Source organism: Nonomuraea sp. NPDC049695 (assembly GCF_040674955.1).
Classification (GTDB): Bacteria; Actinomycetota; Actinomycetes; order Streptosporangiales; family Streptosporangiaceae; genus Nonomuraea; species Nonomuraea helvata.
Genome location: NZ_JBFANV010000038.1, coordinates 18,929 through 45,576, shown reverse-complemented (window position 1 = coordinate 45,576; position 26,648 = coordinate 18,929). Strand labels below are relative to the sequence as shown.

The 26,648-nt window shown below is 71.4% G+C and carries 26 protein-coding genes; 20 read left to right on the top strand and 6 right to left on the bottom strand.

Annotated elements, in window-relative coordinates:
- The first annotated feature begins 89 nt into the window (after positions 1 to 89).
- Positions 90 to 707 carry a MerR family transcriptional regulator gene (locus AB0J64_RS29515; RefSeq protein WP_364033693.1) on the top strand — a complete coding sequence of 206 codons (618 nt, stop codon included), beginning with the start codon at positions 90 to 92 and terminating at the stop codon, positions 705 to 707.
- A 23-nt stretch (positions 708 to 730) separates the two neighbouring features.
- On the opposite strand, the gene AB0J64_RS29510 is transcribed toward AB0J64_RS29515, so the two are convergent.
- Positions 731 to 1,360: a TIGR03085 family metal-binding protein gene (locus AB0J64_RS29510; RefSeq protein WP_364033690.1), complete on the bottom strand. Its 630-nt coding sequence runs from the start codon at positions 1,358 to 1,360 to the stop codon at positions 731 to 733.
- Positions 1,361 to 1,484: 124 nt separating this feature from the next.
- Here AB0J64_RS29510 and AB0J64_RS29505 point away from each other — a divergent pair, with 124 nt between their 5' ends.
- Positions 1,485 to 3,269 (top strand): ABC transporter ATP-binding protein, encoded by a 1,785-nt coding sequence (locus tag AB0J64_RS29505; RefSeq protein WP_364033797.1) that lies wholly within the window; start codon positions 1,485 to 1,487, stop codon positions 3,267 to 3,269.
- Positions 3,266 to 5,047 carry an ABC transporter ATP-binding protein gene (locus AB0J64_RS29500; RefSeq protein WP_364033687.1) on the top strand — a complete coding sequence of 594 codons (1,782 nt, stop codon included), beginning with the start codon at positions 3,266 to 3,268 and terminating at the stop codon, positions 5,045 to 5,047. Before AB0J64_RS29505 ends, AB0J64_RS29500 begins: the two co-directional genes overlap by 4 nt.
- Here the strand turns inward: AB0J64_RS29500 and AB0J64_RS29495 are convergent, their stop codons facing one another.
- Both AB0J64_RS29495 and AB0J64_RS29490 read right to left on the bottom strand, forming a co-directional pair.
- The gene (locus tag AB0J64_RS29495; RefSeq protein WP_364033684.1) at positions 5,048 to 5,437 is read right to left on the bottom strand and encodes an ATP-binding protein; all 390 of its coding nucleotides are present in this window, start codon (positions 5,435 to 5,437) and stop codon (positions 5,048 to 5,050) included.
- Positions 5,430 to 6,311 (bottom strand): MEDS domain-containing protein, encoded by an 882-nt coding sequence (locus AB0J64_RS29490; RefSeq protein ID WP_364033681.1) that lies wholly within the window; start codon positions 6,309 to 6,311, stop codon positions 5,430 to 5,432. Before AB0J64_RS29490 ends, AB0J64_RS29495 begins: the two co-directional genes overlap by 8 nt.
- Before the next feature lie 82 nt (positions 6,312 to 6,393).
- Between AB0J64_RS29490 and AB0J64_RS29485 the strand changes: the two genes are divergently transcribed.
- The 10 genes from AB0J64_RS29485 (at position 6,394) to AB0J64_RS29440 (ending at position 17,280) form a co-directional block, all read left to right on the top strand.
- Positions 6,394 to 6,744 carry an STAS domain-containing protein gene (locus tag AB0J64_RS29485; RefSeq protein ID WP_364033678.1) on the top strand — a complete coding sequence of 117 codons (351 nt, stop codon included), beginning with the start codon at positions 6,394 to 6,396 and terminating at the stop codon, positions 6,742 to 6,744.
- Positions 6,745 to 7,173: 429 nt separating this feature from the next.
- Entirely contained in the window at positions 7,174 to 7,521 is a 348-nt protein-coding gene (gene hisI / locus AB0J64_RS29480) for a phosphoribosyl-AMP cyclohydrolase (protein ID WP_344985112.1), read from the top strand.
- Between the two features lie 9 nt (positions 7,522 to 7,530).
- Entirely contained in the window at positions 7,531 to 8,088 is a 558-nt protein-coding gene (locus AB0J64_RS29475; RefSeq protein WP_364033674.1) for a Trp biosynthesis-associated membrane protein, read from the top strand.
- Between the two features lie 183 nt (positions 8,089 to 8,271).
- On the top strand, positions 8,272 to 8,919 hold the full coding sequence (locus tag AB0J64_RS29470) for a DUF4190 domain-containing protein (protein WP_364033671.1): 648 nt from the start codon (positions 8,272 to 8,274) through the stop codon (positions 8,917 to 8,919).
- Positions 8,920 to 9,080: 161 nt separating this feature from the next.
- Positions 9,081 to 9,704 carry a CD225/dispanin family protein gene (locus AB0J64_RS29465; protein WP_364033668.1) on the top strand — a complete coding sequence of 208 codons (624 nt, stop codon included), beginning with the start codon at positions 9,081 to 9,083 and terminating at the stop codon, positions 9,702 to 9,704.
- 23 nt (positions 9,705 to 9,727) lie between these two features.
- Positions 9,728 to 10,159, top strand: a complete 432-nt coding sequence (locus tag AB0J64_RS29460) for a DUF2752 domain-containing protein (RefSeq protein ID WP_364033666.1) — start codon at positions 9,728 to 9,730, stop codon at positions 10,157 to 10,159.
- A gap of 131 nt (positions 10,160 to 10,290) precedes the next feature.
- Complete coding sequence (trpC, locus tag AB0J64_RS29455) at positions 10,291 to 11,130, top strand: indole-3-glycerol phosphate synthase TrpC (protein ID WP_364033663.1); 840 nt, start codon at positions 10,291 to 10,293, stop codon at positions 11,128 to 11,130.
- Between the two features lie 38 nt (positions 11,131 to 11,168).
- Positions 11,169 to 12,374 carry a tryptophan synthase subunit beta gene (gene trpB / locus AB0J64_RS29450; protein WP_364033794.1) on the top strand — a complete coding sequence of 402 codons (1,206 nt, stop codon included), beginning with the start codon at positions 11,169 to 11,171 and terminating at the stop codon, positions 12,372 to 12,374.
- Positions 12,375 to 12,467: 93 nt separating this feature from the next.
- Entirely contained in the window at positions 12,468 to 13,262 is a 795-nt protein-coding gene (gene trpA, locus AB0J64_RS29445; protein ID WP_364033660.1) for a tryptophan synthase subunit alpha, read from the top strand.
- A 142-nt stretch (positions 13,263 to 13,404) separates the two neighbouring features.
- A complete protein-coding gene (locus AB0J64_RS29440; protein ID WP_364033657.1) occupies positions 13,405 to 17,280 on the top strand; it encodes an endo-alpha-N-acetylgalactosaminidase family protein in 3,876 nt (1,291 codons plus the stop codon).
- On the opposite strand, the gene AB0J64_RS29435 is transcribed toward AB0J64_RS29440, so the two are convergent.
- Both AB0J64_RS29435 and AB0J64_RS29430 read right to left on the bottom strand, forming a co-directional pair.
- Entirely contained in the window at positions 17,267 to 17,926 is a 660-nt protein-coding gene (locus AB0J64_RS29435) for a VC0807 family protein (protein WP_364033654.1), read from the bottom strand. The genes AB0J64_RS29440 and AB0J64_RS29435 overlap by 14 nt on opposite strands.
- Positions 17,923 to 18,516 carry a TetR/AcrR family transcriptional regulator gene (locus AB0J64_RS29430; protein WP_364033651.1) on the bottom strand — a complete coding sequence of 198 codons (594 nt, stop codon included), beginning with the start codon at positions 18,514 to 18,516 and terminating at the stop codon, positions 17,923 to 17,925. Before AB0J64_RS29430 ends, AB0J64_RS29435 begins: the two co-directional genes overlap by 4 nt.
- 196 nt (positions 18,517 to 18,712) lie before the next feature.
- Here AB0J64_RS29430 and AB0J64_RS29425 point away from each other — a divergent pair, with 196 nt between their 5' ends.
- The 7 genes from AB0J64_RS29425 to AB0J64_RS29395 all read left to right on the top strand — a co-directional run bounded on the left by AB0J64_RS29425 (position 18,713) and on the right by AB0J64_RS29395 (position 24,555).
- A complete protein-coding gene (locus tag AB0J64_RS29425; RefSeq protein ID WP_364033648.1) occupies positions 18,713 to 19,198 on the top strand; it encodes a MauE/DoxX family redox-associated membrane protein in 486 nt (161 codons plus the stop codon).
- Entirely contained in the window at positions 19,185 to 19,943 is a 759-nt protein-coding gene (locus tag AB0J64_RS29420; RefSeq protein WP_364033645.1) for a thioredoxin domain-containing protein, read from the top strand. Before AB0J64_RS29425 ends, AB0J64_RS29420 begins: the two co-directional genes overlap by 14 nt.
- A gap of 26 nt (positions 19,944 to 19,969) precedes the next feature.
- Complete coding sequence (gene lgt, locus AB0J64_RS29415; RefSeq protein ID WP_364033642.1) at positions 19,970 to 21,106, top strand: prolipoprotein diacylglyceryl transferase; 1,137 nt, start codon at positions 19,970 to 19,972, stop codon at positions 21,104 to 21,106.
- Complete coding sequence (locus tag AB0J64_RS29410) at positions 21,103 to 21,807, top strand: VIT1/CCC1 transporter family protein (RefSeq protein ID WP_364033639.1); 705 nt, start codon at positions 21,103 to 21,105, stop codon at positions 21,805 to 21,807. Before lgt ends, AB0J64_RS29410 begins: the two co-directional genes overlap by 4 nt.
- Positions 21,808 to 22,949: 1,142 nt before the next feature.
- Complete coding sequence (locus AB0J64_RS29405; RefSeq protein WP_364033636.1) at positions 22,950 to 23,657, top strand: hypothetical protein; 708 nt, start codon at positions 22,950 to 22,952, stop codon at positions 23,655 to 23,657.
- A gap of 26 nt (positions 23,658 to 23,683) precedes the next feature.
- A complete protein-coding gene (locus AB0J64_RS29400) occupies positions 23,684 to 23,968 on the top strand; it encodes a hypothetical protein (protein WP_364033633.1) in 285 nt (94 codons plus the stop codon).
- The gene (locus AB0J64_RS29395) at positions 23,968 to 24,555 is read left to right on the top strand and encodes a hypothetical protein (RefSeq protein WP_364033630.1); all 588 of its coding nucleotides are present in this window, start codon (positions 23,968 to 23,970) and stop codon (positions 24,553 to 24,555) included. Before AB0J64_RS29400 ends, AB0J64_RS29395 begins: the two co-directional genes overlap by 1 nt.
- A 233-nt stretch (positions 24,556 to 24,788) precedes the next feature.
- On the opposite strand, the gene AB0J64_RS29390 is transcribed toward AB0J64_RS29395, so the two are convergent.
- Positions 24,789 to 26,333: a bis-aminopropyl spermidine synthase family protein gene (locus AB0J64_RS29390; RefSeq protein WP_364033627.1), complete on the bottom strand. Its 1,545-nt coding sequence runs from the start codon at positions 26,331 to 26,333 to the stop codon at positions 24,789 to 24,791.
- Positions 26,334 to 26,648 lie beyond the last annotated feature (315 nt).

The window sequence follows — 26,648 nt, the reverse complement described above, 5'->3', positions numbered from 1 at the left end:
CCTCCGATGTGGATAGTGGATAGCACTACTTATCACTATCTATAGCTAAGCTATCCACATACGGCAAGAGGGGACGTGAAAGCGTGCGCATGGCAGAGCTGAGCGAGTCGACCGGGATCCCGATCCCGACGATCAAGTACTACATGCGGGAGGGCCTCGTGGCTCCCGGCCAGCCGACCGGCCGCAACCAGGCCGACTACACCGAGGAACACGTGCGCAGACTCAAGCTCGTGCGCGCCCTCGTCGAGTACGGCGGGCTGTCCATCGCGGTGCTCCGCGACTTGATCGCGAGGATCGACAATCCGGACCTCGAGGCGTTCGACCTGCTCGGCGCGGCGCAGAAGACCGTGACCCAGGCCAAGGACCCGCGGCCCGGGCCGTACAAGGACCGGGCGGAGCGCCGCCTGCACGACCTGCTCACCGAGCGGGGCTGGCGGATCAGGACCGGCGACCCCGCCTACCGCACGGCCGTCGGCGTGCTGGCGGCCCTCGACGAGGTCGGCCGCCAGGACATGCTCGACGTGCTCGGCTCCTACGCCGAGGCCGCCGAGCGGATCGCCGAGATCGACGTCGGCCTCGTCGGCGACGTGAGCGACCGCGAGCACGCGGTGGAGATCGTGATCATCGGGACCTCGCTGGGCGACACGCTGATCGCCTCGTTGCGCCGGCTGGCCCAGGCCTCCGTCGGGGAGCGCCTATATACCTGAAAGCGCCTATATAGCTAAAGCGCCTATACGCCTAGAGAGGCGTCGAGGAGCCGGTCGGCGGCTTCGGGGTCGCCGGTCAGCTCCACCCTGGTGTGCCGCTGCCGTCCGAAGCAGAACATCAGCAGCTCGCCGGCCCGCCCCGTCACCTCCACCTTGGCGCCGCCGCGGGGACCGCCGAGCGCCACGCCGCCGCCGAGCCGGTGCAGCACCACGCCCACCGGCGCCTTGCGCAGCATCAGCCGCGCACCCGAGGCGACCCGCTTCCAGATGAGCCGCTCGAGGTCGTCGGACAGCTCGCGCGGCTCCCACTCCGGCTGGGCGCGCCGGACGTCCTCGTGGTGGACGAAGAACTCCAGGGTGTTGACGGCCTCGTCGAGGGAGGACAGCAGCCCGTAGACGCCGCCCGGCTTGCGCACCATGCCGACCAGCTCGGGATAGGGATGCTTGGCCTTGAGCCCGTCCTGCACGGAGGCGGTGTAGCCGGCCAGGGGCTTGATCGCGATGCCGCCCATCGCGTCGGGCCGGCGTTCGCGCAGCACCAGGTGGGCGGCCAGATCGTACGTGCTCCAGCCCGTGCAGAGCGTCGGCGCGTCGGGGCCGAGGCGGTCGAACAGGTCGCACAGAGCGGTGCGTTCGTCGCGAGCGTGAGTCACATGGGCAACCCTACCCGCGGGAATAACGTACAGATCTGAAGTGATAGTGACTTAGGCAGATATGTCAGGTATGGAAGATTGAAGGGATCATTTCCGCGTGGCGACGAAGGTCACCTCGGCCGTGATGCGTCAAGGACTCCGTGTCCTTGGGGTGGCCATTCGCACGGAGAAGGCGGTGTTCGCGCTGGCGGTGCTGGCCAGCGCGGTCTACGGGGGCATGACCGTGGGCTCCGCGTGGGCGCTCGGCTGGGCGACGCAGCACGTGGTGCTGCCCACGTTCGCCCAGGGCGACGTCGCCTCGGGCACGCTGTGGACGGGAACGCTCCTCATCATGGGCGCGGCGTTGCTCAAGTCGTTCGGCGTGGCCGGGCGGCGCATCCTCGCCGGGGTCATCCAGTACCGCATGCAGGCCAGGTCGCGCAGGGACGTGACCAAGCAGTACCTGCGGCTGCCGCTGTCCTGGCACCATCAGCACCCGACCGGCCAGCTGCTGTCGAACGCCAGCGCCGACGCCGAGGCCGCCTGGGCGCCGCTCGCGCCGCTGCCGATGGCCGTGGGCGTGATCGTCATGCTGTTCACCGCGGCGATCGCGATGGTGTTCACCGACCTCACGCTCGCGCTGGTGGGTTTCCTGATTTTTCCGGCTATCGCCGTACTTAACCTCATTTATCAGCGCAAGCTCAGCCCGCTCGCCACCCGCGCCCAGCAGCTGCGCGCCGAGGTCAGCGAGATCGCGCACGAGAGCTTCGACGGCGCGCTCGTCGTCAAGACGCTCGGCAGGGAGGAGCTGGAGACCGACCGGTTCCGGCGGCGCGCCCACGAGCTGCGCGACGCCAACATCGCGGTCGGGCGCGTGCGCGGGCTGTTCGACCCGATGCTGGAGGCGCTGCCCACGATCGGCGTGCTCGCGGTGCTCGCCGTCGGCGCGATGCGGCTGTCGGGCGGCTCGATCGACTCCGGCGACCTGGTGCAGGTGGCGTACCTGTTCACGCTGCTGGCCTTCCCGATCAGGGCGCTCGGCTGGGTGCTGGCCGAGCTGCCGCGCAGCGTGGTCGGCTGGCAGCGGGTGCAGGCCGTGCTGGATGCGACCGGCTCCATGGAGTACGGGCAGGCGGCCACGACCTCGTCCGCCCCGGCGGCGCTGGAGGTCTCCGGCGTCTCGTACGCCTACGGCGAGGCCGAGGTGCTGCACGACGTGAGCTTCGACGTGCCCGCCGGCCGTACTGTCGCCCTGGTCGGGCCCACCGGGTCGGGCAAGTCCACGCTCGTTCAGCTGCTGGTCAGGCTCGTGGACCCCGACGCGGGGCGCGTGCTGCTCGACGGCGTGGACCTGCGCGAGCTGGCCTACGGCGGCATCGCCGAGTCGGTGGCGCTGGTGCCGCAGCAGACGTTCCTGTTCGACGACAGCGTGCGCGGCAACATCGCGCTCGGGCTGGAGACCGGCGACGAGGACGTGTGGGCCGCCCTGCGGCTGGCCCAGGCCGACGGGTTCGTCGCCAGTCTCGCCGACGGGCTCGGCACCAGGGTCGGCGAGCGCGGCGCGTCGCTCTCCGGCGGCCAGCGCCAGCGGCTCGCGCTGGCCCGCGCCGTCGTGCGCCGGCCGCGCCTGCTCATCCTCGACGACGCCACCTCCAGCGTGGACCCGCAGGTCGAGGCCAAGATCCTGTACGGGCTGCGGGACGCCGCCGAGGCGTCGACCGTCGTGGTCGTCGCCTACCGGATGGCCACGATCGCCCTGGCCGACGAGGTCGTCTACCTGGACCACGGCCGCGTCGTGGACCGCGGGACACACGAGGAGCTGCTCGAGCGCTGCGCCGGCTACCGCAACCTGGTGACCGCGTACGAGCGCGAGGAGGCCGAGCGGGCCGCCGTAGACGTGACAGCCGAAGGGGAAGAGGTCAGCGCATGACGGCGCAGAGCATTCAGGGCAATTCCGAACGTTCCGCGCTGGCCACCATCCGCCAGGGACTCTCTTACACCCCCGAGTTCCGCAAGGGGCTGGCGGGGACGCTGGCGCTGGCCGTCGTCGCGACCACCGGCAAGATCATCGTGCCGATCGCGGTGCAACAGACGATCGACACGGGCCTCAAGGACGGCACTCCGGACATTCCCTACATCACCGGGGCCGTCCTGGTGTGCGCGGTGGCCGTGCTGCTCACGGCGCTCGCCGCGTACATCATGAACGTCCGCCTCTACAAGGCGACGGAGTCGTCACTCGCGACCTTGCGCGTGCGCGGCTTCCGCCACGTGCACGACCTGTCGGTGCTCACCCAGAACACCGAGCGGCGCGGCTCCCTGGTCTCGCGCGTCACCAACGACATCGACCAGATCAGCAACTTCATGCAGTGGGGCGGGCTGATGATCATCGTGGCGTTCGGCCAGCTCTTCGTGGCCACCGTCCTGATGTTCGTCTACTCCTGGCAGCTCACGCTGCTCGTCTGGGCCTGCTTCGTGCCGCTCATGATCGCCCTGCCGCGCTTCCAGAGGCTGCTGTCACGGGCGTACACGGTCGTGCGCGAGCGCACCGGCGACATGCTGGCGGCCGTCAGCGAGTCCGTCGTCGGGGCCGCCGTCATCAGGGCGTACGCCTCCGAACGCCGTACCGCCGAGCGCATCGACAGCGCCGTGAACGCCAACAGGAGCGCCCAGGTCAGGGCGCAGACCATCGTCGGGTTCGTCTTCCCGCTGACCGAGATCGTGGCCGCGATCGCCATCGCCGGGATCGTGCTGCTCGGCGTGCGGCTCGGCCTGTCGGGGGACATCACCCAGGGGCAGCTGGTGGCGTTCCTGTTCCTGGTCACCCTCTTCGTCTCGCCGCTGCAGACCGCCACCGAGGTGCTGAACGAGGCGCAGAACGCGGTCGCCGGCTGGCGCCGCATCCTCGGCGTCCTCGACACCCCGCCCGACGTGGCCGACCCCGGCGACAAGGGCGTGGAGCTGCCCCGCGGCCCCATCTCGGTCGCCTTCGAGGGCGTGCACTTCTCCTATCCCGGCGGCGCCCCCGTGCTGCGCGAGGTCACGCTGGAGATCCCGCCGCGCTCCCGGGTGGCCGTGGTGGGGGAGACGGGGTCGGGCAAGACGACGTTCGCCAAGCTCCTGACCCGGCTCATGGACCCGGCCTCCGGACGGGTCACGGTGGACGGCAGCGACCTGCGCGACGTCCGCTTCTCCTCCCTGCGCGAGCGGATCGTCATGGTGCCGCAGGACGGCTTCCTGTTCGACGGGACGCTGGAGGAGAACATCCGCTACGGCAAGCCGTCGGCCACCACCGAGGAGATCGAGCTCGCCATGACCGAGCTGGGCCTGGCCGACTGGCTGGAGGGCCTGCCCGCGGGCCTGGACACGCCCGTGGGCCAGCGCGGCGAGTCGCTGTCGGCCGGTGAGCGGCAGCTCGTCGCGCTGGCGCGCGCCTACCTCGCCGACCCCGACCTGCTCCTGCTGGACGAGGCCACCTCGGCGGTGGACCCGGCGACGGAGGTACGGCTCGCGCGGGCGCTGGAGGGCGTCACGCGGGGCCGTACGGCCATCTCGATCGCGCACCGCCTGTCGACCGCCGAGAACGCCGACGAGGTCCTGGTCTTCGACGCGGGCCGCCTGGTGCAGCGCGGGCCGCACGCCGAACTGGTCAACGAGCCGGGAGTGTACGCCGACCTGCACGCCTCCTGGATCTCGGCCGCCCACTCCTGATCAGGGATCCACGGCGGCGAACGTCACGGTCGTGCCCCCGGGCCCGGACACGATCGTGATGTGCTCGCAGAGCATGCGCGTCAACCACAACCCCCGCCCGCGGAACTCGAACCCCGCGGGCGGCCGCGTGTCACCCATCCACCCCGCGGGCAGCCCCGGCCCCTCGTCGGTCACCTCGCACCACAACCGCCCGCCGTGCGACCACAGCCGCAGCCGCCCGTACCCTCCGCCGTGGACCACGGCGTTGGTGGTGATCTCGTTGACCGCGAGCACGAAGTCCTCCAGGCGCCGTCCGCTCAGCCCCTCGTAGGCGGCGTGCTCGGCGACCGCCTTGCGAAGGAGCGTGATGCGCCCGCGCGCGAAGCTCGCGCACAGCACCTGTCTACGCATCGCCCACCCGGCGAACGGTGATGAACTCATCCGCCCTGATCAGCCGGAGCACCCTGGCCATGGAGTCGCCGCAGACGACCACGGTGGACCCCGGGGGCCGCGCCATGGCCGTGAGGGTCAGCAGCTGCGCCGAACCGGCGTCGATGAAGGCGAGATCGGAGGCGTCGATCACGACCTCGGCGGGCTCCTTCTCCAGCCGCCCCAGCAGCGACGCGAACGCCTGCCTGTTGGTCAGGTCGACCTCACCCCAGACCCGCAGCCCGCACGGCTCGTTGGCGAAGCGCAGCAGCGCCTGCTCGGGCGCGACCGGGTGCACGGACATGGCCCGCTCGATGGACTCACGGGCGAACAGGTTGCGGTCGTACTGGCAGACGGCCGCCAGCCACCGCTCGCCGAACAGCTCGTTGGCCGCCGCTTCGAACGCCGCCTGCCCGCCCGCGTCGCAGGCCCCCCAGGACGCGTCGACCAGGGCGTACACGCCGTGCTGGCCGTGCTTGCGCGCCCGCTCCTTGGCGTCGGTCAGCTTCCTGAGCACCCGGTCCGGGTCGAGGCGGCCGTCGGTGAAGTGGGTGTCGGCGCAGGCCAGGATCTCGACCTGCCCGGCCGACTCGGCGTCGGCGAACCCCGGCACGAGCGGCCCCAGCCACCCGCGCGTCCGCTCGGGGCTCTCGGCATGGGTGATGATCATCACTTTGGTACGGCGGCGCAAACCGTTCACCGTGAACGCCCTCGCGGCCGCCATCCGCTCCCGCCGGTCCTCGAACGGCAGGCACACGTGATCCCCCAGGTCGGGATCGAGGACGGAGCCCTGCACCACGATGCTGTCCTCCCTGCACACGTCGCGCCCCGCAGCCGCTCCTCGCGGAGTCGTCACGTAGCGCATTGTCTGCAAAACCTACCGTGACGGGGCGCGGACAGGTGTACCTTTTCGGCTGGGCCGCCCACGGGGAGAAGTCATGAGGAGCACGGGCGTGGATTTCCTGCGGATGACGCGACGTCAACACGGCGACCTCGTGGTGGTCAGCCTGACGGGCGAGGTGGACGTGGACAACGTGTCGCAGGTCAGGCAGTGCCTCGACGAGGCGGCCTCGGCGCCCAGGCCGCGGCTGGTGGTCGACCTGACGGGGCTGACCTTCATCGACACGACGGGCCTCGGGGTGCTGGTGCGCCTGCTGGCCACGCTGCGCGAGCGCAACGGCACGATGGCCCTGGTGGCGCCGGACGGCCAGGTGCTGCGACGGCTCCGCCGTACGAATCTGGCGGCGCTGTTCCCGATCTACGACACCCTCTCCCAGGCCCTGGCCTGACACGGCCCCGCGGTCGCGCACGTCGCGGGGGTCGCTCCAGCGCTCGCGCGGCTCCGGGCACCGAGCCGGGCGCGGCGGTGCTCGGCGCCATGCGCGCGATGGGCGACCCGCGCCGCCGGCGGTCCGTGGCAGCGTCGCCCGGGCGCTGACGGCGCGGCACGGTCGCTTCGCATGCGGCATTCGACCGCGCGGCGGCACGCGCATAGGGGAGGGCGAGTTCGGGGTGGCGAGCACGTAGGGGAGGGCGAGTGCGCGGCGGCACGCCCATGCGGGAGAGAGCGAGTGCGCCGGGTCGGCGGGACGTGGTGCGGCGGTGTCCGGCACAACGTGCGCGGCGCGCAGGCGGTGCCGGCGGGTCGGCAGGGCCTGGTGGGCGGGACGGGATGCGGTGGTGGTCGGGGCGCAGGGGTGGGCTGGTTGAATGGAGGCATGTCCCTCGATCCCAAGGTGGCCGCGCGGTTGAAGCGCAACCCCGACGGCCTCGTCGCCGCGATCGTCCAGCAGTACGACACCGGCGAGGTGCTCATGCTGGCCTGGATGAACGACGAGGCGCTGCATCGGACGCTGACCACCGGCAGGGCCACCTACTGGTCCCGCAGCCGCGCCGAGTTCTGGGTGAAGGGCGACACCTCCGGCAACGTCCAGCACGTCAAGTCCGTGGCGCTCGACTGCGACGGCGACGCCGTCCTCCTCAAGGTCGACCAGGTCGGCGCCGCGTGCCACACCGGGGACCGCACGTGCTTCGACGCCGACCAGCTCGAGATCGCGCTCGGTTAGCAGGTTCGGATGGGGCACAGAGAGCTGTGGGGCTGGGTCGGGGCGACCGCCCTGGGATGCGTGCTCGTGCTGTTCGCCGCGAGCCGCGCCTGGGTGCGGCTCCTGGGGCAGACAGGCGCGAGCGCGCCCACCGGCGGGGACCTCAGCCCCGTGCTGACGCCCGTGGCACTGGCCGGGCTGGCCGGCATCGTGGCCGTGCTGGCGACCAAGGGCGCGGGGCGGCGCGTCGTCGGCGCGCTGATCGCCCTGTGCGGGGTGGGCGCGGCGGCCGGGACATGGACGGCGCTGAGCGGCGACACCGTGGACGGCTGGCTGCGCGAACGCAACGTGCTGCATGGCGTCGCCGGCCTCCCCTGGGAGGTCACGCCGCTCTGGCCGACCGTCGCCGCCGTCGGCGCGGCCCTGATGATCGCCGGCGGGATACTGGCCGTCGTACGCGGCGGCACGTGGGCGGGGATGTCGGCACGCTACGACAGGACCGCGGACAAGGCCCGAGCCCGCGCCCAGGACGACAGGGCGCTCTGGGACGCGCTCGACCGCGGCGACGACCCCACAGACTCCCGCTGACCCCGCCCCAGGGCCGAGCTCAGCTGAGGGCCCCGCGGCCCCTGCGAGCCCGGATGGCCTGGCGTGCCGGGCCTCACGCGCTATGACGATTTCTTTACTGTTTTGAACCTGTGTCTGCTTGGCAAACGTTTCCTCAATAAGCTGCCGTTGCAACTCGCCACGAACACTTGAGGAGCCAAACGCATGAGCTACGGGGATCAGGGCGGTAGCGGCGGCTACGGCGCGCAGCCACCCGGCGGCGGATACGGCCAGCAGCCTCCCGCCGGGGGCGGCGGCTATGGCCAGCAGCCGCCGAGCGGGGGCGGCGGGTATGGCCAGCAGCCTCCCAGCTACGGCCAGCAGCCGCCCGGCGGCGGCGGTTACGGCCAGCAGCCGCCGAGCAGCGGCGGCTACGGCCAGGGCGGCTACGGGGAGCAGCCCCCCAGCTATCCGCAGGAGCTCGGCTACGGCCAGCAGCCGCCCAGCGGCGGCGGTTACGGCCAGCAGCCCCCGAGCTACGGCGGCTACGGCCAGCAGGGCTACGGCCAGTACGGCCCGCCGCCCCAGCAGGCCAAGTCGACCAACGGCATGGCGGTGGCCTCGCTCGTCCTGGGCATCGTCGGCCTGATCTTCTGCGGCCTGACCAGCGTCCCGGGCGTGATCCTCGGCCACATCGCGCTCAACCGGATCAAGAAGACCGGCGAGGAGGGCTCCGGCATGGCCGTCGGCGGTCTGGTCACCTCGTACATCACCGTCGTGCTCTGGGTCATCGGCTGGATCATCTTCGGCGGGATGCTGCTGTCCCTCATCGGACTCAGCGCCGCCGCCACGTCGTCCTCGTACGACTACTGACCCGTCCGTAACGGGGCCTGTACGTAGCCGGACCGTGACGAGCCGCTTGCGGTCCGATTACGAGTTGTCCGCAAGATGGACGTTTCTCCACGTAAGAGATGCATTCTCGCTAGGCTGCCGCGCGACTCACCACGAAGATGACGACATAAGGGGTCATTAGCATGAGTTACGGCAACCAGGGCGACGGCGGTTACGGCGGCCAGCCGCCGGGCGGCGGCTACGGCCAGCAGCCCCCGAGCGGTGGTGGCGGTTACGGCGGCGGCTACGGCCAGCAGCCCCCCAGCGGCGGTGGCGGTTACGGTCAGCAGCCGCCGAGCGGCGGTGGCGGTTACGGTCAGCAGCCGCCGAGCGGTGGCGGCGGTTATGGTCAGCAGCCCCCGAGCGGTGGCGGCTACGGCCAGGGCGGCTACGGCGAGCAGCCCCCGAGCGGTGGCGGCTATGGCGGTGGTTACGGCCAGCAGCCCCCCAGCGGCGGTGGTTACGGCGGCGGCTACGGGCAGCCTCCCGCCGGGGGGACCCCGCCGGAGAACCACCTGGTCTGGGCCATCATCACCACCCTGTTCTGCTGCCTCCCGCTGGGCATCGTGGCGATCGTGAAGTCGTCGCAGGTCAACTCGAAGTGGCAGATCGGCGACTACCAGGGCGCCGTGCAGGCGTCCGAAGAGGCGAAGACCTGGTGGAAGCGGAGCCTGATCGCGGGCATCATCTGGTGGGTCCTGGTGATCATCTTCTACGTCGTGATGTTCGTCATCCTGGCGTCCAGCGTTCCCAACACGACCTACTGAGCCGGAAGGCGGATACTGGGAGCATGAGCATCGCAACCACCGAGCGGCGTGGCACGGCCCGCCTCAAAGGGCTGCTCGCGCCGCTCGGTGTTGCGGGCGCGACGGGCGCCCTGTTCGCGTTCGTCGGCGTGGTGGACCCCAACCAGCCCGGCCACTACCCGACCTGCCCGTTCCTCTGGATCACCGGTCTCTACTGCCCGGGCTGCGGCACGCTGCGCACCATTCACGCGCTGGCCCACCTCGACCCCGTCACCGCACTCGGGATGAACCCTCTCGCGGTGGCCACGATCCCGTTCCTGCTGTTCTGGTGGGGGAGATGGGTCGTGCGCGCCTGGCAGGGCCGGCCGAGACGCACCACGCTCGCCCATCCGGCGTGGCTGTGGGCCTTCATCGCCCTCATCATGGTCTACTGGGTCGTCCGAAACCTGCCTTTCGGGGCGTTCCTCGCTCCCTAGGTCCTGCCTACTTCGGGGGCCTGTGGTGAGGTGACCCCACGCGGGCCGATACCATCGCAGGACAAGGCAGAGAGCGGACGCGACGCGAACTCTCCGCCGCCCCCACTGTCGACCGGAGGGACCCCAATCGCGTGAGTGAGCCGACGGAAGGGCCGAGTGTCCTCGACGACATCCTCGACGGGGTGCGCGCCGACCTGGCCGCCCGTCAGCAGGCCGTGTCCCTGGACGAGCTCAAGCGGCAGGCCGAGCGGGCCCAGGCCCCCAGGGACGCGATGGCCGCGCTCGGCGGTGACAGGATCTCGGTGATCGCCGAGGTGAAGCGGTCCAGCCCGTCCAAGGGCGCGCTCGCCGCGATCGCCGACCCCGCGGCGCTGGCGGCCGACTACGAAGAGGGTGGCGCTCACGTCATCAGCGTGCTGACCGAGCGGCGCAAGTTCGGCGGCAGCCTCGACGACCTGGCGGCGGTCCGCGCCCGGGTCGACATCCCGATCCTGCGTAAAGACTTCATCCTCACCTCCTACCAGCTCTGGGAGGCCAGGGCCCACGGCGCCGACCTGGCGCTGCTGATGGTCGTCTGCCTGGAGCAGGAGGCGCTCGTGTCGCTGATCGAGCGGGCCGAGTCGATCGGGCTCACCCCGCTGGTCGAGGTGCACACCGAGGAGGAGCTCGAGCGGGCGGTCGCCGCCGGCGCCCGGGTCATCGGGATCAACGCGCGCAATCTGAAGACACTCGAGGTCGACCGTGAGGTCTTCACGAAGCTGGCGCCGAAGATCCCCGACAACGTGATCAAGATCGCCGAGTCGGGCGTGCGCGGCCCGCACGACCTGCTCGCCTACGCCAGGGCTGGCGCCGACGCCGTCCTGGTGGGAGAGAGCCTGGTCACCGGCAAGGATCCGCGCAAGGCGGTGGAGGCGCTGGTGACCGCCGGTGCCCATCCATCGACGCGCCCCGACCACTCAGCAGAGGGATAGCAGTGGCACACGAAGGCTCCATCCTGACCTCCGCCGACCTGGCGGGCAACGGCGCGCACGGCGACGACCCCGACGTGCACGGCAAGTTCGGCATTTTCGGCGGCCGGTTCGTGCCCGAGGCGCTCATCCCGGCGCTCGACGAGGTGGCCGCGGTCTACGAGAAGGCCAAGAACGACGCGGAGTTCATCCGCGAGTTCGATCACCTGCTGCGCACGTACGCGGGGCGGCCGACCACGCTGACCGACGTGCCGCGCTTCAGCGAGCAGGCCGGCGGCGCGCGGATCATCCTCAAGCGCGAGGACCTCACCCACACCGGCGCCCACAAGATCAACAACGTGCTCGGCCAGGCCCTGCTGACCAAGCGGCTGGGCAAGAAGCGCGTGATCGCCGAGACCGGCGCAGGCCAGCACGGCGTGGCCACCGCCACCGCGGCCGCCCTGCTCGGCCTGGAGTGCGTGATCTACATGGGCGCGGTCGACTGCGAGCGCCAGGCGCTCAACGTCGCCAGGATGAAGCTGCTCGGCGCCAAGGTGGTGCCGGTGACCAACGGCTCCCAGACGCTGAAGGACGCCATCAACGAGGCGTTCCGCGACTGGGTGACCAACGTCGACACCACCCACTACCTGTTCGGCACCGTCGCGGGGCCCCACCCTTTCCCCGAGATCGTGCGCGACTTCGCCCGCATCATCGGCGTCGAGGCCCGCCGCCAGATGCTGGAGCTGACCGGCAGCCTGCCCGACGCGGTGTGCGCGGCGGTCGGTGGCGGCAGCAACGCCATCGGCATCTTCCACGCCTTCCTCGGCGACGAGGGCGTCCAGCTGCACGGCTACGAGGCCGCCGGGCGCGGCCTGGAGACCGGCGAGCACGCGCTGACGCTCACCTCGGGCTCGGTCGGCGTGCTGCACGGCTCGCGCACCTACGTGCTGCAGGACGACGAGGGCCAGACCATCGAGTCCCACTCGATCTCGGCCGGCCTCGACTACCCGGGCGTCGGCCCCGAGCACGCCTGGCTGAAGGACTCCGGCCGCGCCACCTACCACGGCGTCACCGACGACGAGGCGATGGCCGCGTTCTCGCTGCTGGCCAGGACCGAGGGCATCATCCCGGCCATCGAGTCCTCCCACGCCCTGGCGGGCGCCCTCGAGCTCGGCCGCGAGCTCGGTCCCGAGGCGACCATCCTGGTCAACCTCTCGGGGCGCGGCGACAAGGACATGGGCACGGCCATGAAGTACTTCAACCTGTAGACCGCGACGGCCTGCGCCGGGCCGCCCAGCGCGCCCCCTCCCAGAGGGGCGGCAGGGCATCATGGTGAGACTCGACCTTCGGAACGGACAGACATGACGACTCTTCAGACGGTTTTCGCCAAGGCGAAGGCGGACAACCGGGCCGCGCTCGTCGGCTACCTGCCCGCGGGCTTCCCCTCCAAGGGCGGCGACGTCGCCGCCGCCGCGGCCCTGGTCGAGGCCGGCTGCGACGTCATCGAGATCGGCCTGCCCTACTCCGACCCGCTCATGGACGGGCCGACGATCCAGGACGCGGTGCACAGGTCGCTGATCAACGGCACGCGCATCGCCGACGTGCTGCGCACGGTCGAGGGCGTCGCCGCCACCGGCGCCGCCACGCTCGTCATGACGTACTGGAACCCGATCGACAAGTACGGCGCCGAGCGGTTCGCCCGCGACCTGGCCAACGCCGGCGGCGTGGGCACGATCACGCCCGACCTGACGCCGGAGGAGTCGGAGCCGTGGCGGGCCGCCTCGGCCGGCGCGGGCATCGACACGGTGTTCCTGGTGGCGCCGAGCTCCACGGAGCAGCGCATCAAGGCCGTCGTCGACTGCTGCACGGGCTTCGTGTACGCGGCCTCGCTGATGGGCGTCACCGGCGCCAGGGAGTCGGTCAACTCCGCCGCCGAGGGCCTGGTCCAGCGGACCCGCGCGCACACGGACCTGCCGGTGTGCGTGGGCCTCGGGGTCGGCACGGGGGCGCAGGCGGCCGAGGTGGCGGCCTACGCCGACGGGGTGATCGTGGGGTCGGCGTTCATCCGGCGCATCCTCGACGCGCCCGACGAGGCCGCGGGCCGGGCCTCCATCGGCCAGCTGGCCGGCGACATGGCGCAGGCCGTACGCCGGTAAGGCACAAAGGGATATTTACCGTCCGTATGACGAAATTTCGGGATTAGCGTAAGGTTCTGGCGCTTAAGTCCTTGGCGTGCGGTCCGTCACGGGTGATGATCGAATCCCCGAGCGGTGTGACGCATGACCCGAAAGGACCCCTATGCGTCCCAGTCCCGTCGTCATCGCGGCAGCCCTCGCACTGACGGCTCCACTCCTCGCCGGGGTCACGGCCGCCCCGGCGTCCGCCGACCCGAGGCCAACGCCCACTCCCACACCCGCGCCCACGTACGAGTTGTCGTCCCCGGAGCCGGCCACGACCGGCGCGCCACCGCCCGGCCCCACCGCGCAGAACGCGCCGCCGAGGCCCGCGGACGTGGCGAACCCGATCGCGCTCTCGTCGCCCGCGCTCACCGTGGAGCTGGACCCCGGCTTCCCGCGCGTCCTGCGGTACCTCGACCGGGCCGGCGGGGCTTTCCTCGGCGGCAGCACGGGCGTGCCGGCCGTCGTGCTCAACGGCCAGGCGCGGACCGCCGCCGTGACGCTGACGGGGAACGACGGCGCGACCGCGCGCTACCGGCTGGCCTTCCCCGGCCTGGAAGGCGTCGTCCTGGGCGCCAGCATCGGGGTGAAGGGCCGGGTGACGACGTTCAGGATCGACTCGGTGGCCGACACCGAGGCGTTCCGCGTCAACACGATCGACCTGCCGGGCCACGACCTGGTGTCGGTGTCGAGCGCGCAGCCGGGCGCGGCGACCGCGTTCACCCGGCTGGACCCCAACTCGACCCGCACTGCCGACGTCTTCGCCCGGGTCACGGCGGACACCGCGCCCGACGCCGGTCCGGTCGGGGCGACGTACGCGATCGTGAACACCGACCGGCTGGCCGCGGCGGTCGAGTCGAACTCCACCTACGACCGGCCCTCCGGCGTCACCGACAAGGACGCCGCCAGGCTCTGGCACCAGGCCAGGAAGGACGCCGGCGGCACCGTCACGGTGGGCGTGTGGAGCGGGCAGTGGACGCACCGCGCGGACGGCTCGCCGTTCACCGAGGAGCCGCCCTGGGCCAAGGTCGTGGTCACCCCGGACGCCAACGGCGACGGGACGCTCGACTGGCAGGACGGCGCGGTGGCGTTCAGGGACATCGCCGTCGAACCGCCCGGCGCCGAGCAGACCAGGGACCGCGTGGTCACGCACATCCCGTTCAACTTCTCCAGCCAGGCCACGCACCCGTTCCTGCGCACGCTCGACGACGTCAAGCGCATCTCGCTGGCCACCGACGGCCTCGGCCAGCTCGCGCTGCTCAAGGGCTACCAGTCGGAGGGCCACGACTCGGCCCACCCCGACTACGGCGGCAACTACAACCGGCGCGCCGGGGGACTGAAGGACCTGAACACGCTGCTCAAGGCCGGGAAGGGCTGGAACGCCACGTTCGGCGTGCACGTCAACGCCACCGAGTCCTACCCCGAGGCCAGAAGCTTCAGCGAGCAGCTCGTCAACAAGGACGCCAAGGGCTGGAACTGGCTCGACCAGGCGTACCTGATCGACCAGCGCGGCGACCTGACCAGGGGCACCTTCGCCCGGCGGCTCGCGCGGCTGCGCGCGGAGGCCGACAGGAACCTCGCGGTGCTGTACGTGGACGTCTTCAGGCCGTACGGCTGGGTCGCCGACCGCACGCTGGCCGAGCTGCGCAAGCAGGGCTGGCAGGTGACCACCGAGTGGTCGGACAAGCTGGAACGCTCGTCGCTCTGGTCGCACTGGGCCAACGACCTCAACTACGGCGGAGTCACCAACAAGGGGCTGAACTCGCAGATCATCCGGTTCATCCGCAACGACGAGAAGGACGTCTGGAACGCCGACCCCATCCTCGGCAACGCCCGCATCGTCGAGTTCGAGGGCTGGCAGGCGAAGAACGACTTCACCGCGTTCTACCGCAACATCTGGGAGCACAACCTGCCGGTCAAGTACCTGCAGCACTACAAGATCATGGACTGGAACGCGGACGAGATCGTCTTCAGCGGGGGCGTGCGCGGCACGTACCGGAACGGGAAGCGCGAGCTGTTCGCCGGCGGGCACAAGGTGCTCGACGGGTCCACGTACCTGCTGCCGTGGCAGGGCAAGTACTACCACTACAACCCGGCCGGAGGAGACACCACCTGGGACGCCGACCGCCCGATGACCGTCTACAGGCTCACCGACCAGGGCCGCGTCAAGACGGGCACGGTCACCCCGGTCAACGGCCGGATCACGTTACGCGCGGAGGCGGGCGTGCCGTACGTGCTCTACCCCGGCAGGGCGCCCGAGCAGGCCGCTCCGGACTGGGGGCAGGGCAGCGGCGTGCGCGACCCCGGCTTCAACGGTGACCGGCTCGCCGGCTGGACCGTCACGGGCCCGGTGAGCGTCCAGAAGAACGACCTGGGCCAGCGGGTGGCGCTGCTCGGCGGCGGGGCGCGGGCGCGGCTCGAGCAGCGGCTGAGGGGCCTGGAGCCGGGCCGTACGTACACCGCCTCCGCGTTCGTCGAGGTCCAGCCGGGGAAGACCCGTGAGACCACCCTGGAGGTGGCCGGGCGGTCGGTGACCGTCAGCAGATCCACGGCCAGGAACTACATCGCCTCCGACGAGAAGCACGACACCTTCTTCCAGCGGGCCAAGGTGACGTTCACGGCCCCGGGTGAGTCGGCCACGCTGCGGATCACGGCCGCCGCCGCCGACGGGGACGTGCGGGTGGACGACGTGCGGCTGTTCCGGCGGGAGCCGGAGGGAGCGGTGGAGACGTTCGAGTCGGCCGAGCCCGGCTGGGGGCCGTTCGTGAAGGGCGACGCGGGCGGGTCGTTCGACGCGCGCACGCACCTGTCGGAGCGGCACGAGCCGTACACGCAGGCGGGGTGGAACGGCAAGACGGTCGACGACGTGCTGGAGGGGAACTGGTCGCTGAAGGCGCACGAGGAGCGGCAGGGGCTGATCTACCGCACGCTGCCGTGGACGGCGCGGTTCGAGGCGGGGCACGCGTACGAGGTGTCGTTCCGCTACCAGAACGCGCAGGCGGACACCTACGAGTGGGTGACCGGCTACGACAAGGGCGGCGCCGGCGTCGAGACGCGGCGCACGCCGATCCCCGAGCGGCGCGCCACCGCCACGTTCACCGAGCGCGTGACAGGCGGGTGCGGCGACGTGTGGGTCGGCCTGCGCTCGCTCAAGCCCGAGCAGGCCGGGGCCGACTTCATCCTCGACGACTTCTCCGTGACCGACCTCGGCCCGGCGCAGGACGCCGCCGCCTGCGGGACCTTGGACGTGGCGCCCGCCGCCGTTCTCGAGCAGGGGGTGGCGAACGAGGTCGTCACCACGTTCACGAACCTCGAGGACGTGGCGGCCGCGGACGTGCGCGTGACGCTGGGCGTACCGGACGGGTGGGCGGTCAGCGGCGACGGGACCGGCACGGTGGAGCCCGGTGGGAAGCTGGCCACCACCTGGCAGGTCACGCCGCCCGCGGACGCCGCGTACGGCTCCTACCAGGTGACCGCCACCGCGACGTACACCGCAGGGGGAGCGGCCAAGCGGCTCAACGCCTCCGCCACGGTGCGCACGCTGCCCCCGCCGCCCACCGGGGACGCCTACGCGAGCGACCTGCAGTGGGCCGGCGCCGACAACGGCTGGGGGCCGGTCGAGCGCGACCGGTCCAACGGCGACACCGGGGAGGCCGACGGCGGGCCGATCGTCATCGGCGGGCGGACGTTCGCCAAGGGGCTCGGCACGCATGCTCCCGCGAAAGTGCGTTTCTACCTGAAGGGCGCGTGTACGGGTTTCACGGCGTTCGTGGGGGTTGACGATGTGCAGGCCACGCGGGGGTCCGTGCAGTTCAGCGTGGTGGCCGACGGTGTGGAGAAGGCGCGCAGCCCCGTGCTGAGGGCCGCAGACGAGGCGTACGAGCTGAGCGCCGACGTGTCCGGCGCCCGGTTCGTGGACCTCGTGGCCGGTGACGGCGGTGACGGCAACGGCAACGACCACGCGGATTGGGGTGAGGCCAGGTTCAGGTGCGGCTGAGGTCGTCGCGAAGGCCGGCGTAGAGCTTGGAGTAGCGGTTGTAGAGGCCGGTGGGCACCAGGTAAACGTTGACGACGACCTGCATCAGCGCCAGCCAGACGCCGTACTGCACGCCGCTGAGCCCCGGGACGACGTCCACCGGCAGCGTGTAGGCCATGACGACCCGCACGGCGGCGTCCACCAGCAGGCCCGTGCCGTAGATGACCGTGACCACCCGCCAGATCCTGCGGAAGGCCGGCAGCCGCTCCCACAGCACGTCCCACGACTCGCGGTTCGGCCCGACCCGGCCCTCCAGCAGGAAGCGGGTGAACACGAACGCCAGCGGCCGCTCGCCGCGCGCGCCGGCCAGGAACCACACGCCGGCCACCGCCATGAACCAGCCGTCCTTGGCCAGCAGGAACCGCGTGTCGTGGACGAGCAGGGAGACCAGCGCGCTGGTCAGCATCATGGCCGTCATGAACATGCCCAGGCGGTCGGGGCGGCGGCGGCGTACGAGGTCGGACGCGACGCTCACGCCCGGGACGATCGAGCTGATCAGCAGCGCGCTCTGGTAGCCGGTGCCTAAGGCGCGCAGCACGTAATAGAGGCCGATGGGGAGCCCGATGTCCACCGCGATGGTGAGCAGGCCCCTGAGCCGGGCGCTCATGCCTTGACGGCGCGGGCGAACAGCCCGGCCAGCTCGTCGCCGTACTCGGGCAGGTCGGCGTCCGGGTCGGCCTCGAGCAGGAACGGCAGCCCGTCGAGCGAGCGCTGGATCGCCATCGCGGTCACCCGTACGTTGAACGCGCCGAACTCGCCGGTCTCCTGCCCCCAGGCCAGCAGCCGTTCGACGTGGGAGAGCACCGACAGGTCGGTGGCCGCCTCCCGCGCCGACAAGCCGCCCTCCGGGTGGAAGTTGAGGAAGATCTCCGTGGCCACGCGCATCTCCGCGCGGTGTTCGCTGATGTACTCCACCAGCGAGCGGATGTACGTCTCCAGCGCCGCGCCGGGCGTGCGCTGGGCGCTCACCCGCTCGCTCATGAACGCCGACAGCTTCCCGTAGATCGTGCCGAGAACCTGGCCGATGAGCTCGTCCTTGCCGTCGAAGTGGTACGAGATCAGGCGCGTGCTGCTGAGCCTGGCGCGCTCGGCGATCCGGGCGAACGACGCCTGCTGGTAGCCGAGCTCGGCGATCGTCGCGATGGTCGCGTCCACGATCTGCGCGCGCCTGGCGGTGCCGGTGACTGTTACTGGCATGAGTAAACATTAACTTGGCTGAGTAATTCCGGCAAGAAACCCCATGCTTAGTCGGTGCTTATCCGCCGCGTGGTCATATGGGATCCCGGTACTGTGCCCATCCCGGCCCATGGCGGCTCAACCCGGCACAGAGAAAGAGGAGATACCTGTGGACGCGTCACTATCGTCACGCAGCGCCTTTTCAGCGATACCCTGGGTGACGACCGTCGCCCGGCTGGTCCTGGGCGGGGTGCTGATCGCGGCGGGCGCGCTCAAGATCGGCAATCCGGCCGACTCGGTCGTGGCGGTCAAGGCGTACCAGCTGCTGCCCGAGTCGATCGCCGTCACGGTGGGCTACGCCCTGCCGATCTTGGAGATCGTCGTCGGCCTGCTGCTGGTCGTCGGATTGCTGACGAGGGTGGCCGCGGTGATCGCCGGGCTGCTCATGTTCGCGTTCGTGTTCGGCATCGCCTGGGCCTGGGCGCACGGCCTGCGGATCGACTGCGGCTGCTTCGGCGGCGGCGGCCAGCTGGGAGTGGGACAGGAGCCGGCATACCTGCTCGACATCCTGCGCGACTTCGGGCTCGTGCTGCTCGGCGGCTGGGTCACGCGTTTCGCGCCAGGCCGCTACGCGCTCGACGGAGCTCTGGGCCTGGGGGGCGACAATCGTAATGAGGGGGAGTACGACGATGAACAAGGCTGAGCGCACCAGCGCCAAGACGGCGCGCGAGAAGATCAAGGCGCAGCAGGAGGCCGCACGCGCCCGTGACAAGCGCAAGCGGGTCGCCACCTACGTGACCGCCGGCGCGGTCGCCGTGGCGGCGGTCGGGCTCGGCTGGTGGTGGTCGGCCAGCAACTCGCGCTCGGAGGAGGCCGCGGCCGCCCTCGCGCCGATCACCGTGCAGGCCGACGGGTCGGTCGTGATGGCCAAGCAGGGCGTCACCGCGCCCGTGGTCGACGTCTACGAGGACTTCCAGTGCCCGGCCTGCAAGGAGCTCGAACGGGTCAGCGGCCAGACGTTCAAGAACCTCGCCGCCGAAGGCAAGGCCAAGGTCGTCTACCACCCGATCACGATCTTCTCGCAGGAGCCCACCAAGTCCAACTCCGTGCGCGCGGGCAGCGCCGCCCGGTGCATCGCGGACGGCAAGCAGTGGATGGCCTTCCACGACCTGCTCTACCAGAACCAGCCATCGGAGACCGAGGCGGGCTTCACGCCCGATCAGCTGAAGAACTGGGGCAAGGAGGCCGGAGTGACCGCGCAGGGCTTCGACCAGTGCGTCACCTCGGAGAAGAACGCGGACGCGCAGCTCTCGTTCAGCAAGACGATCATCGACGCACAGAAGATCACCCATACGCCGACGGTGAAACTGAACGGCTCGGAAATCGACAATTCCGCACTCTTCAGCCCGCAAGAACTGCGCCAGGCGATTACCAAGGCCGCCAAGTAGGCTCTCTTCCGCTACCCTCACCTGACATGCCCCTTGCCTCGATTCCCAGCCCTTCTCAGGGGGTCTGGTATCTCGGAATAATCCCGATCCGGGCTTATGCGCTATGCATCGTGCTCGGCGTCATCGTCGCCGTCTGGCTGAGCGAGCGGCGCTGGCGCGCTCGCGGTGGCCAGAAGGGGACGATCGTCGACATCGCGGTCCCCGCTGTCATCTTCGGGCTGATCGGCGGCCGCCTCTACCACGTCATCACCGACTGGCAGACCTACTTCGGCAGTCGCGCGATCAAGGAGCCCATCCAGGCGCTGTACATCTGGGAGGGCGGCCTCGGCATCTGGGGCGCGATCTCGCTCGGCGCGCTCGGCGTCTGGTGGTACGTGCGGCGGCGCGGCATCTCCATGGGCGCCGTCGCCGACACGGTGGCGCCCGGCATCGCCTTCGCCCAGGCCATCGGCCGGTGGGGAAACTGGTTCAACCAGGAGCTGTACGGCTCGCCCACCACGCTGCCGTGGGGCCTGGAGATCGACGCCAACCACGGGGGCGAGCCGGGGGTCCTCTACCACCCGACCTTCCTGTACGAGTCGCTGTGGGACGTGGCGCTCGGCTTCGCGCTCCTGTTCGCGGGGCGGCGCTTCGCGCTGCACCACGGGCGGCTGTTCGCCCTCTACGTCGCGGGCTACACGCTGGGCCGCTTCTGGATCGAGGGGCTGCGCATCGACCCGGTCGGCGGGGTGGACCACGCGGTCACCCTCCTCGGGCTGCGGCTCAACCAGTGGACCTCGATCGTGGTGTTCGTGGCGGCGCTGGCGTACTTCTGGCTGGCCAGAAACCGCGACGGCGCGGAGGTCGTGCTCTCGGCCGACCAGAGCGGCGAGGCGGCCGGTACGCCGGAGGACGGCGATTCGGAGGCCGACGTCTCGGCTGCCGACCGGTCGGAGGAGGATGGGTCGGAGGACGAACGGCAGGCGGAGGACGACACGCCCGACGACACGCCCGACGGCGCGACATCGGAGCCCGCCTCCGAGACCGAGCCCTCGAAGGCTCCTGAGAAGGATGCCTCCTCCGCAACGGAGGACGCGGCGACGGACGCCTCCGAGAGCGAGGTCGCTGCGGAGGCCTCCGACTCTGACGGCGAAGTCGTGACGAAGGAGAAGAACCCTCGATGAGTGGTCGCGCGGAGATCCACCACCAGCATCGCGACGTCACCGGGGGCTGGTTGCGGCCCTCGGTGTTCGGCGCGATGGACGGCCTGGTGTCGAACTTCGCGCTCATCGCGGGTGTCGCGGGCGGCACGGCCAACACGAAGGTCATCGCCCTCGGGGGCGTGGCCGGGCTCGCCGCCGGGGCGCTGTCCATGGCGGGCGGCGAGTACGTCTCGGTGGCCAGCCAGCGCGAGCTGGCCCAGGCGGAGATCGCCGTGGAGCGGCGCGAGCTGGCCCGCCACCCCGACGACGAGCAGGCGGAGCTGGCGGAGACCTTCGTCGACAAGGGCGTGGCCCCTGAGCTGGCCGCCGAGGTGGCCAGGCAGATCTCCCGCAACCCCGACCGCGCGCTGGAGGTCCACGCCCGCAACGAGCTGGGCGTCGCCCCGGGCGAGCTGCCCTCGCCGATGGTGGCGGCGGTGTCGTCGTTCCTGTCGTTCAGCGTGGGGGCGGTGCTGCCGCTGTTGCCGTACGTGCTCGGAGCCCGGGAGCTGGTGTTCTCCGCGGTGGTGTCCTGCCTGGCGCTGTTCGCGGCGGGCGCGGTGGTGTCGGCCGTGACGGCGCGCAGCTGGTGGTTCTCGGGGCTGCGGCAGCTCGCGGTGGGCGGGGTCGCGGCGGCGGTCACGTTCGGCGTCGGCAACCTCATCGGTGCGGCGGGCGTGTGATGGCCCGCAGACGAGGCGGCTCCGGGTCGCACGGCAGACCTTCTCCGAGCCCTGACGGCGCGGGACACTCGCGGGGCACCCACCACTCACCCGGGCAAGGGCCCGATGCGGGGAGCCGCCCCGGGCACGGGTCGGACGATGGCGGCTGGTCCGCGCAGGGTACGGACGGCGGGAGCTGGTCCGGCCGCGGTGTGGACAGCGGCGGCTGGTCCGGCCAGGGTACGGGCGGCGGGAGCTGGTCCGCGCACGATGCGGACGGCGGGAGCTGGTCCGGACGTGGTGCGGACAGTGGTGCCCGGTCCGGACGTGGTGCGGACAGCGGCGCTCGGTCCGGACGTGGTGCGGACAATGGCGCTCGGTCCGGACGTGGTGCGGACAGCGGTGGCTGGTTAGCGCAGGGGACCGACAGCTCCGGTTGGTCCGCCCAGGGTGCCGACGGCGCCGGCTGGTCCGGGGCGGGCCCGGGTAACGGTGCCGGTGGCCGGGCCTCCGGCAGCTGGCCGGCTGTCGGCGCGGCCGGCGGCTGGGAGGCGGGCGACGGTGGCCGGTCGGCGGCGGGCGCTGACGATGGCGGCCGCTCGGCGGGCGCCGACGACGGTGGCCGCTCGGCGGGGTCCCGTGGTGGCCGGAGGGCTGCTCGCACGCGTCGCGCTCGCTCGGCAGACGATGCCCATGGCGGCGGGTGGGGCGCCGATGGCGGCGTTCCCGGTGCTGGGGCGCATGGTCGTGATGCGGCCGATGGCGTTTCGGCCGCGGGGACGCATGGTCGAGGCGCCGCCGATGGTGTTTCGGCTGGTGGGTCCCATGGTCGTGGTCCCGCCGACGGGCCTTCGCCTGCCGGGGTTGATGGGCGTCTCTCGGCCGATGCGGCAAAGGGGGCACGTTCGGCTGCTGGGTCACGTGGCCGGCGCGCGGCCGGTCGAGTAAGCGGTGGCGATCCCGCAGATGAGGTCCATGGCTGGGATTCGGCTGCTGGGGCCGTCCCTTCGGGTGTCGGCGCCGGTGGTGGGGCGTCCGCCGGTGAGGCCGATGGTGGACAGTCGGGGCAGTCGTCGCGTAAGCGGCGGCGTACTCCGCCCTCTGACTGGCAGCTCCCCCTGCTCACCGACTGGGGGCTGCGGCCGAAGCAGCAGCGGCTGCTCGTGATCGTCGTCTCGGTCGTGGCCGTGCTGGCGGCCCTGGGCGGGTTGGTGGCCGTCATCAGCTCCCTCGGCAACTACACCCCGGAACGTCAGCCCGGCGCCGCCGTGGCCGGGCCCGACACGGCGCTGCCGCACATCTTCAGGGGCTGGAGCTCACCCAAGCTGTTCGACGCCGTCACGGACCGGGCCAAGGACCAGCGGGCGCTCACCGAGAAAGAGGTGTTCGGCCAGAACGAGCTCGCCGTCTCCAAGAAGCTCAAGCTCAAGCTCGTCGCCAAGAAACTCGACACCGACTGCTCCGCGGCGCTGTGGGGAGGGACCCTGCTCGAGCAGGTGTCGGACGCTGGATGCACTCAGGCCGCCCGCGGCCTCTACGTCAGCTCCGACGGCCGCTACGTCGGCCAGTACACGTTGATCAACCTCAAGGACGGCAAGTCCGCCGCCGAACTGGTCGAGTCGCTGAAGAACCTCTACCGGGGCGGGTGGATGCGTCCCCTGGAATCCCCCAAGGCCGCCTTCCCCGCGGGCGGCTACTCGGAGGCGGGCGGCTACGCGCTCGGCCACTACGTCGGCCTGGTGTGGCTCGGAAGGGTCGACGGCGCCGAGCCCGGCCCCAAGGACGACTACGTCTCCCTCACGCTGGCGCTGCGCGGGGCGGAGAAGGCCGTGTACCGCCGCGTCGTCTCGATCACAGGACCATCCTCTTGACGCCAAGCCATCTGATTCCGATCGCCATGTCACGCCATCTGCCCGCGATCGCCGTGCCGTGCGGGCCGGTTCCGGCCGACGTGCCGCCCGAGCCGGTTCCGTTCGGCGCCCGGCCTGAGCCGGTTCCCGCCGCCGTGCCGCGCGGGCCGGTTCCGGTCAGCGTGCCGCGCGGGCCGGTTCCGTTCGGCGCGCTGCTTGAGCCGGCTCCCGCCGCCGTGCCGTGCGAGCGGGTTCTGGTCACCGTGCTGCGGCATCTTGTTCCGGTCATCGGGCCGCGCGGGCCGGTTCCGGCCATGGGGGTGGTCCGCTGATGTCGCGTCGTGTCGCCATCACCGCCGTGGTCGTCGGCGTGGCCGTCATCGCCGTAGGCGGCTGGTTGTGGCTGCGTCGCGACGAGCCCAGGCCCGCCAGCTTCCACGCCGAGCGCACCTCCGCCTTCTACACCGCCATCGACACCCGCCGGCACGACGCCGCACCCCTGACCCTGAACGAGGTCTTCACCCCTGCCACCCAGGCCCTCGGCACCATGCGCCTGGGCTCCACGCGGCAGCTCGCCGACTGTGACGAGGTCCTCTGGGGCACCTCCGCCACGGGGTGCACGCAGGCGCTCCAGGCCACGTACAAGGGGAGCACGGTGTCGGGCCAGTTCCTCATCTTCAACATGAGCGACGGGCGGGCGGCCGACGCGCTGGTGTCGGCGCTGGACAAGGACGGGTTCGTACGGCAGGACGCCGTGTTCGAGGTCGCCCGCAGCCGGGCCCAGGCGCGGGCCATGGGCCACTACGTGACCGTGAGCTGGGTCGGAGGGACGGCGTCCGACCAGGACCTGATCGCTGCCCTCGTGGCGCTCGACGGGCTCGGACGGGTGGTCCAGAACCGGGTCGTGGCCGCGACCTGAACGAGCCCGGCGACGGCGTCTGGCCTCGGCGGCCGGCCCCACCTTGGCAACGGCCTGACCTTGGCAACGGTCTGACCCCGGCAGCGGCCAGGCGTCGGCAGCAGCTTGACCCCGGCAGCGGCCTGACCTCAGTGCCGCCTGACCCCCATGACGGCCTGACCCCGGCGTCGGCCGGACCCTCACCGGCAGTCCTGCCCCAGCGGTTGCCCGGCAGGCCCCGTTATGGGTGGAGGTCAGGTGGTCCTCGTCAGGGCGGTGACGGTCTCGGTGACGGCCTCCGGCAGGCTGGACAGGCGGTGGAGCGGGGCCTCCAGCGGGGTCAGGCCCTCCGCCCACGGGGCCGCCTCGCCGATGAGGGTGCGGGCCTCGTTCTTGGTCAGGGTCGCCCCCTGGGCGCGGGCCACCGCGATGAGGGCCTCGCGCCAGGTGTTGGCCAGCTTGGCGTGCCCGTTGTCCAGGATCCTGCGCAGCACCGAGGCCGCCTCGCCGTCCGGCTGCGGCAGGCGTACGGCATCGAGGACGCCGCCGGCGGCGCTCAGTTTGTAGACGGTGGACAGCACGTCAGGCAGGGACGGAAGGCCGGACCCCACGACGCGGACGTGGGAGGCGCGGGTCGCCAGGAGAAGGCGCGGGAGGGCGGCCTCGAGGCCGGGTGGCAGGGCCACGGCCACGCGGTCCGGGGCGGCGGCGTACGGCTTGGAGAGCCAGGTCGAGAGCCGTGCCCGCGGCGTGGTGAGCTCCTTGGGCCAGTCGCCGACCAGCAGCTCGGGGTCGAAGCCCTGAAGGGCCTCCACCGGCGCTGAGAGCGCGCTCTGGGAGCTTTCGACCGCTTGTGGGCCCTGCGTGTAGATGGCGGTGGTTTGACGGCTCAGACGGGACGTCACGGCCGGGCGGGTCTTGGTGGTAGGGCGGAGGATGTACAGGTCGGCGGCGGAACCGATGGCCTCTGCCCCGAAGTATCGGTTGAAGTCGGGATAAATGGCCTCGTAGGCGAGGTTGAGGTCCGCCAGGGCCTGCTGGACCTTGAACGCCAGCATCGGGGTGCGTTCGCTGGCGCCGTACGCGAGCAGGATGCGGCCGTCGTCCTTGACGGCCTCGGCGGCGCGCGCCACAAACAGGCCCGTGCCCTCCGGCGTGTACGGCGGGTCGGTGAGCGCCAGGTCGTGGTCCCGGGCGGAGGCGGGCAGGCCGAGGCGCAGGTCGGCCCAGCGGGTGCGGACGCCCAGCCGCTGGTCGTCGATGTAGGCCAGGATGCGCTCGTCGATGTCGACCACCGTGACGTCGGTCTCCGGATGGACCAGTTTGACGGCCAGCGAGGTCAGGTCGTGGTCGCCCACGCACAGCAGCCGCGTGCCGGGCAGCCAGAACCGGGCGCCCAGCAGCAGCGCCCGCCGGAGCACCGTCTCCGGCGTGGCCGAGACATGGTCGAGCACGTGGCGGGCGCGCGGGGCCCTGGCGACGAGGTCCTTGAGCCGGTCCAGCTCGTGCGTGTAGTGGGGGAGCAGGTGGGCCACCGGATCCTCCGGCGGCGGGGCCAGGGCGATGAGGTCCTGGTAGTCGGGGACGTGGGTCAGCGGGACCCGGAAGGTGTCGTCCCTCCGCTCCAGGCGGAGCTCGCGCAGCAGGGCCTCGATCGTGCGCCTGGACGTGGCGGTCTCCCTGACGAGGTCGGCCAGCGTCCACCACCGGGCGTCGCACAGGAGGGTCAGGGCGTGCCTCAGCCGCCTGCTGTCCGCCCCGGCCTCGCTGAGCAGGCGCTCCACGCCGTCACGCTCCATGAGGGCAACCCTATCGGGGGTTGTCCGACCGCTGATCCGCCCGCACGCCGGCCACATCGCGCCGCACGCCGGCCACATCGCGCCGCGCCCCGCATGTCAGCCGCGTCGCGCCGATCGCCGCCGTACGACGCCTCGCCGGCCCCGGTGCTGTGCCTTCAGCGACTCGTGAGGCAGAGGGTGCCGAAGTGCCCTATGCGGCTCATTGGGTTCGAAACCGACAGCGCATGCGGCAGGCGGGGCCGGCGGGTGGGTGGGCAGTCGCTCCCCATGGCGAAAAACCGCGTGGCCAGCGGGAATTTTGGCGGGCCGGTCCGC

Bases quoted from the DNA above. Each gene is read 5' to 3' on its own strand.
- AB0J64_RS29505 (WP_364033797.1), top strand. From the start codon at position 1,485: ATGCGTCAAGGACTCCGTGTCCTTGGGGTGGCCATTCGCACGGAGAAG.
- AB0J64_RS29500 (WP_364033687.1), top strand. From the start codon at position 3,266: ATGACGGCGCAGAGCATTCAGGGCAATTCCGAACGTTCCGCGCTGGCC.
- AB0J64_RS29390 (WP_364033627.1), bottom strand. From the start codon at position 26,333: ATGGAGCGTGACGGCGTGGAGCGCCTGCTCAGCGAGGCCGGGGCGGAC.
- AB0J64_RS29475 (WP_364033674.1), top strand. From the start codon at position 7,531: ATGGGGCACAGAGAGCTGTGGGGCTGGGTCGGGGCGACCGCCCTGGGA.
- AB0J64_RS29400 (WP_364033633.1), top strand. From the start codon at position 23,684: ATGTCACGCCATCTGCCCGCGATCGCCGTGCCGTGCGGGCCGGTTCCG.
- AB0J64_RS29470 (WP_364033671.1), top strand. From the start codon at position 8,272: ATGAGCTACGGGGATCAGGGCGGTAGCGGCGGCTACGGCGCGCAGCCA.
- AB0J64_RS29485 (WP_364033678.1), top strand. From the start codon at position 6,394: ATGAGGAGCACGGGCGTGGATTTCCTGCGGATGACGCGACGTCAACAC.
- lgt (WP_364033642.1), top strand. From the start codon at position 19,970: ATGCCCCTTGCCTCGATTCCCAGCCCTTCTCAGGGGGTCTGGTATCTC.
- AB0J64_RS29420 (WP_364033645.1), top strand. From the start codon at position 19,185: ATGAACAAGGCTGAGCGCACCAGCGCCAAGACGGCGCGCGAGAAGATC.
- AB0J64_RS29460 (WP_364033666.1), top strand. From the start codon at position 9,728: ATGAGCATCGCAACCACCGAGCGGCGTGGCACGGCCCGCCTCAAAGGG.
- hisI (WP_344985112.1), top strand. From the start codon at position 7,174: ATGTCCCTCGATCCCAAGGTGGCCGCGCGGTTGAAGCGCAACCCCGAC.
- AB0J64_RS29465 (WP_364033668.1), top strand. From the start codon at position 9,081: ATGAGTTACGGCAACCAGGGCGACGGCGGTTACGGCGGCCAGCCGCCG.
- AB0J64_RS29395 (WP_364033630.1), top strand. From the start codon at position 23,968: ATGTCGCGTCGTGTCGCCATCACCGCCGTGGTCGTCGGCGTGGCCGTC.
- AB0J64_RS29410 (WP_364033639.1), top strand. From the start codon at position 21,103: ATGAGTGGTCGCGCGGAGATCCACCACCAGCATCGCGACGTCACCGGG.
- AB0J64_RS29440 (WP_364033657.1), top strand. From the start codon at position 13,405: ATGCGTCCCAGTCCCGTCGTCATCGCGGCAGCCCTCGCACTGACGGCT.
- AB0J64_RS29430 (WP_364033651.1), bottom strand. From the start codon at position 18,516: ATGCCAGTAACAGTCACCGGCACCGCCAGGCGCGCGCAGATCGTGGAC.
- trpA (WP_364033660.1), top strand. From the start codon at position 12,468: ATGACGACTCTTCAGACGGTTTTCGCCAAGGCGAAGGCGGACAACCGG.
- AB0J64_RS29515 (WP_364033693.1), top strand. From the start codon at position 90: ATGGCAGAGCTGAGCGAGTCGACCGGGATCCCGATCCCGACGATCAAG.
- AB0J64_RS29495 (WP_364033684.1), bottom strand. From the start codon at position 5,437: ATGCGTAGACAGGTGCTGTGCGCGAGCTTCGCGCGCGGGCGCATCACG.
- AB0J64_RS29435 (WP_364033654.1), bottom strand. From the start codon at position 17,926: ATGAGCGCCCGGCTCAGGGGCCTGCTCACCATCGCGGTGGACATCGGG.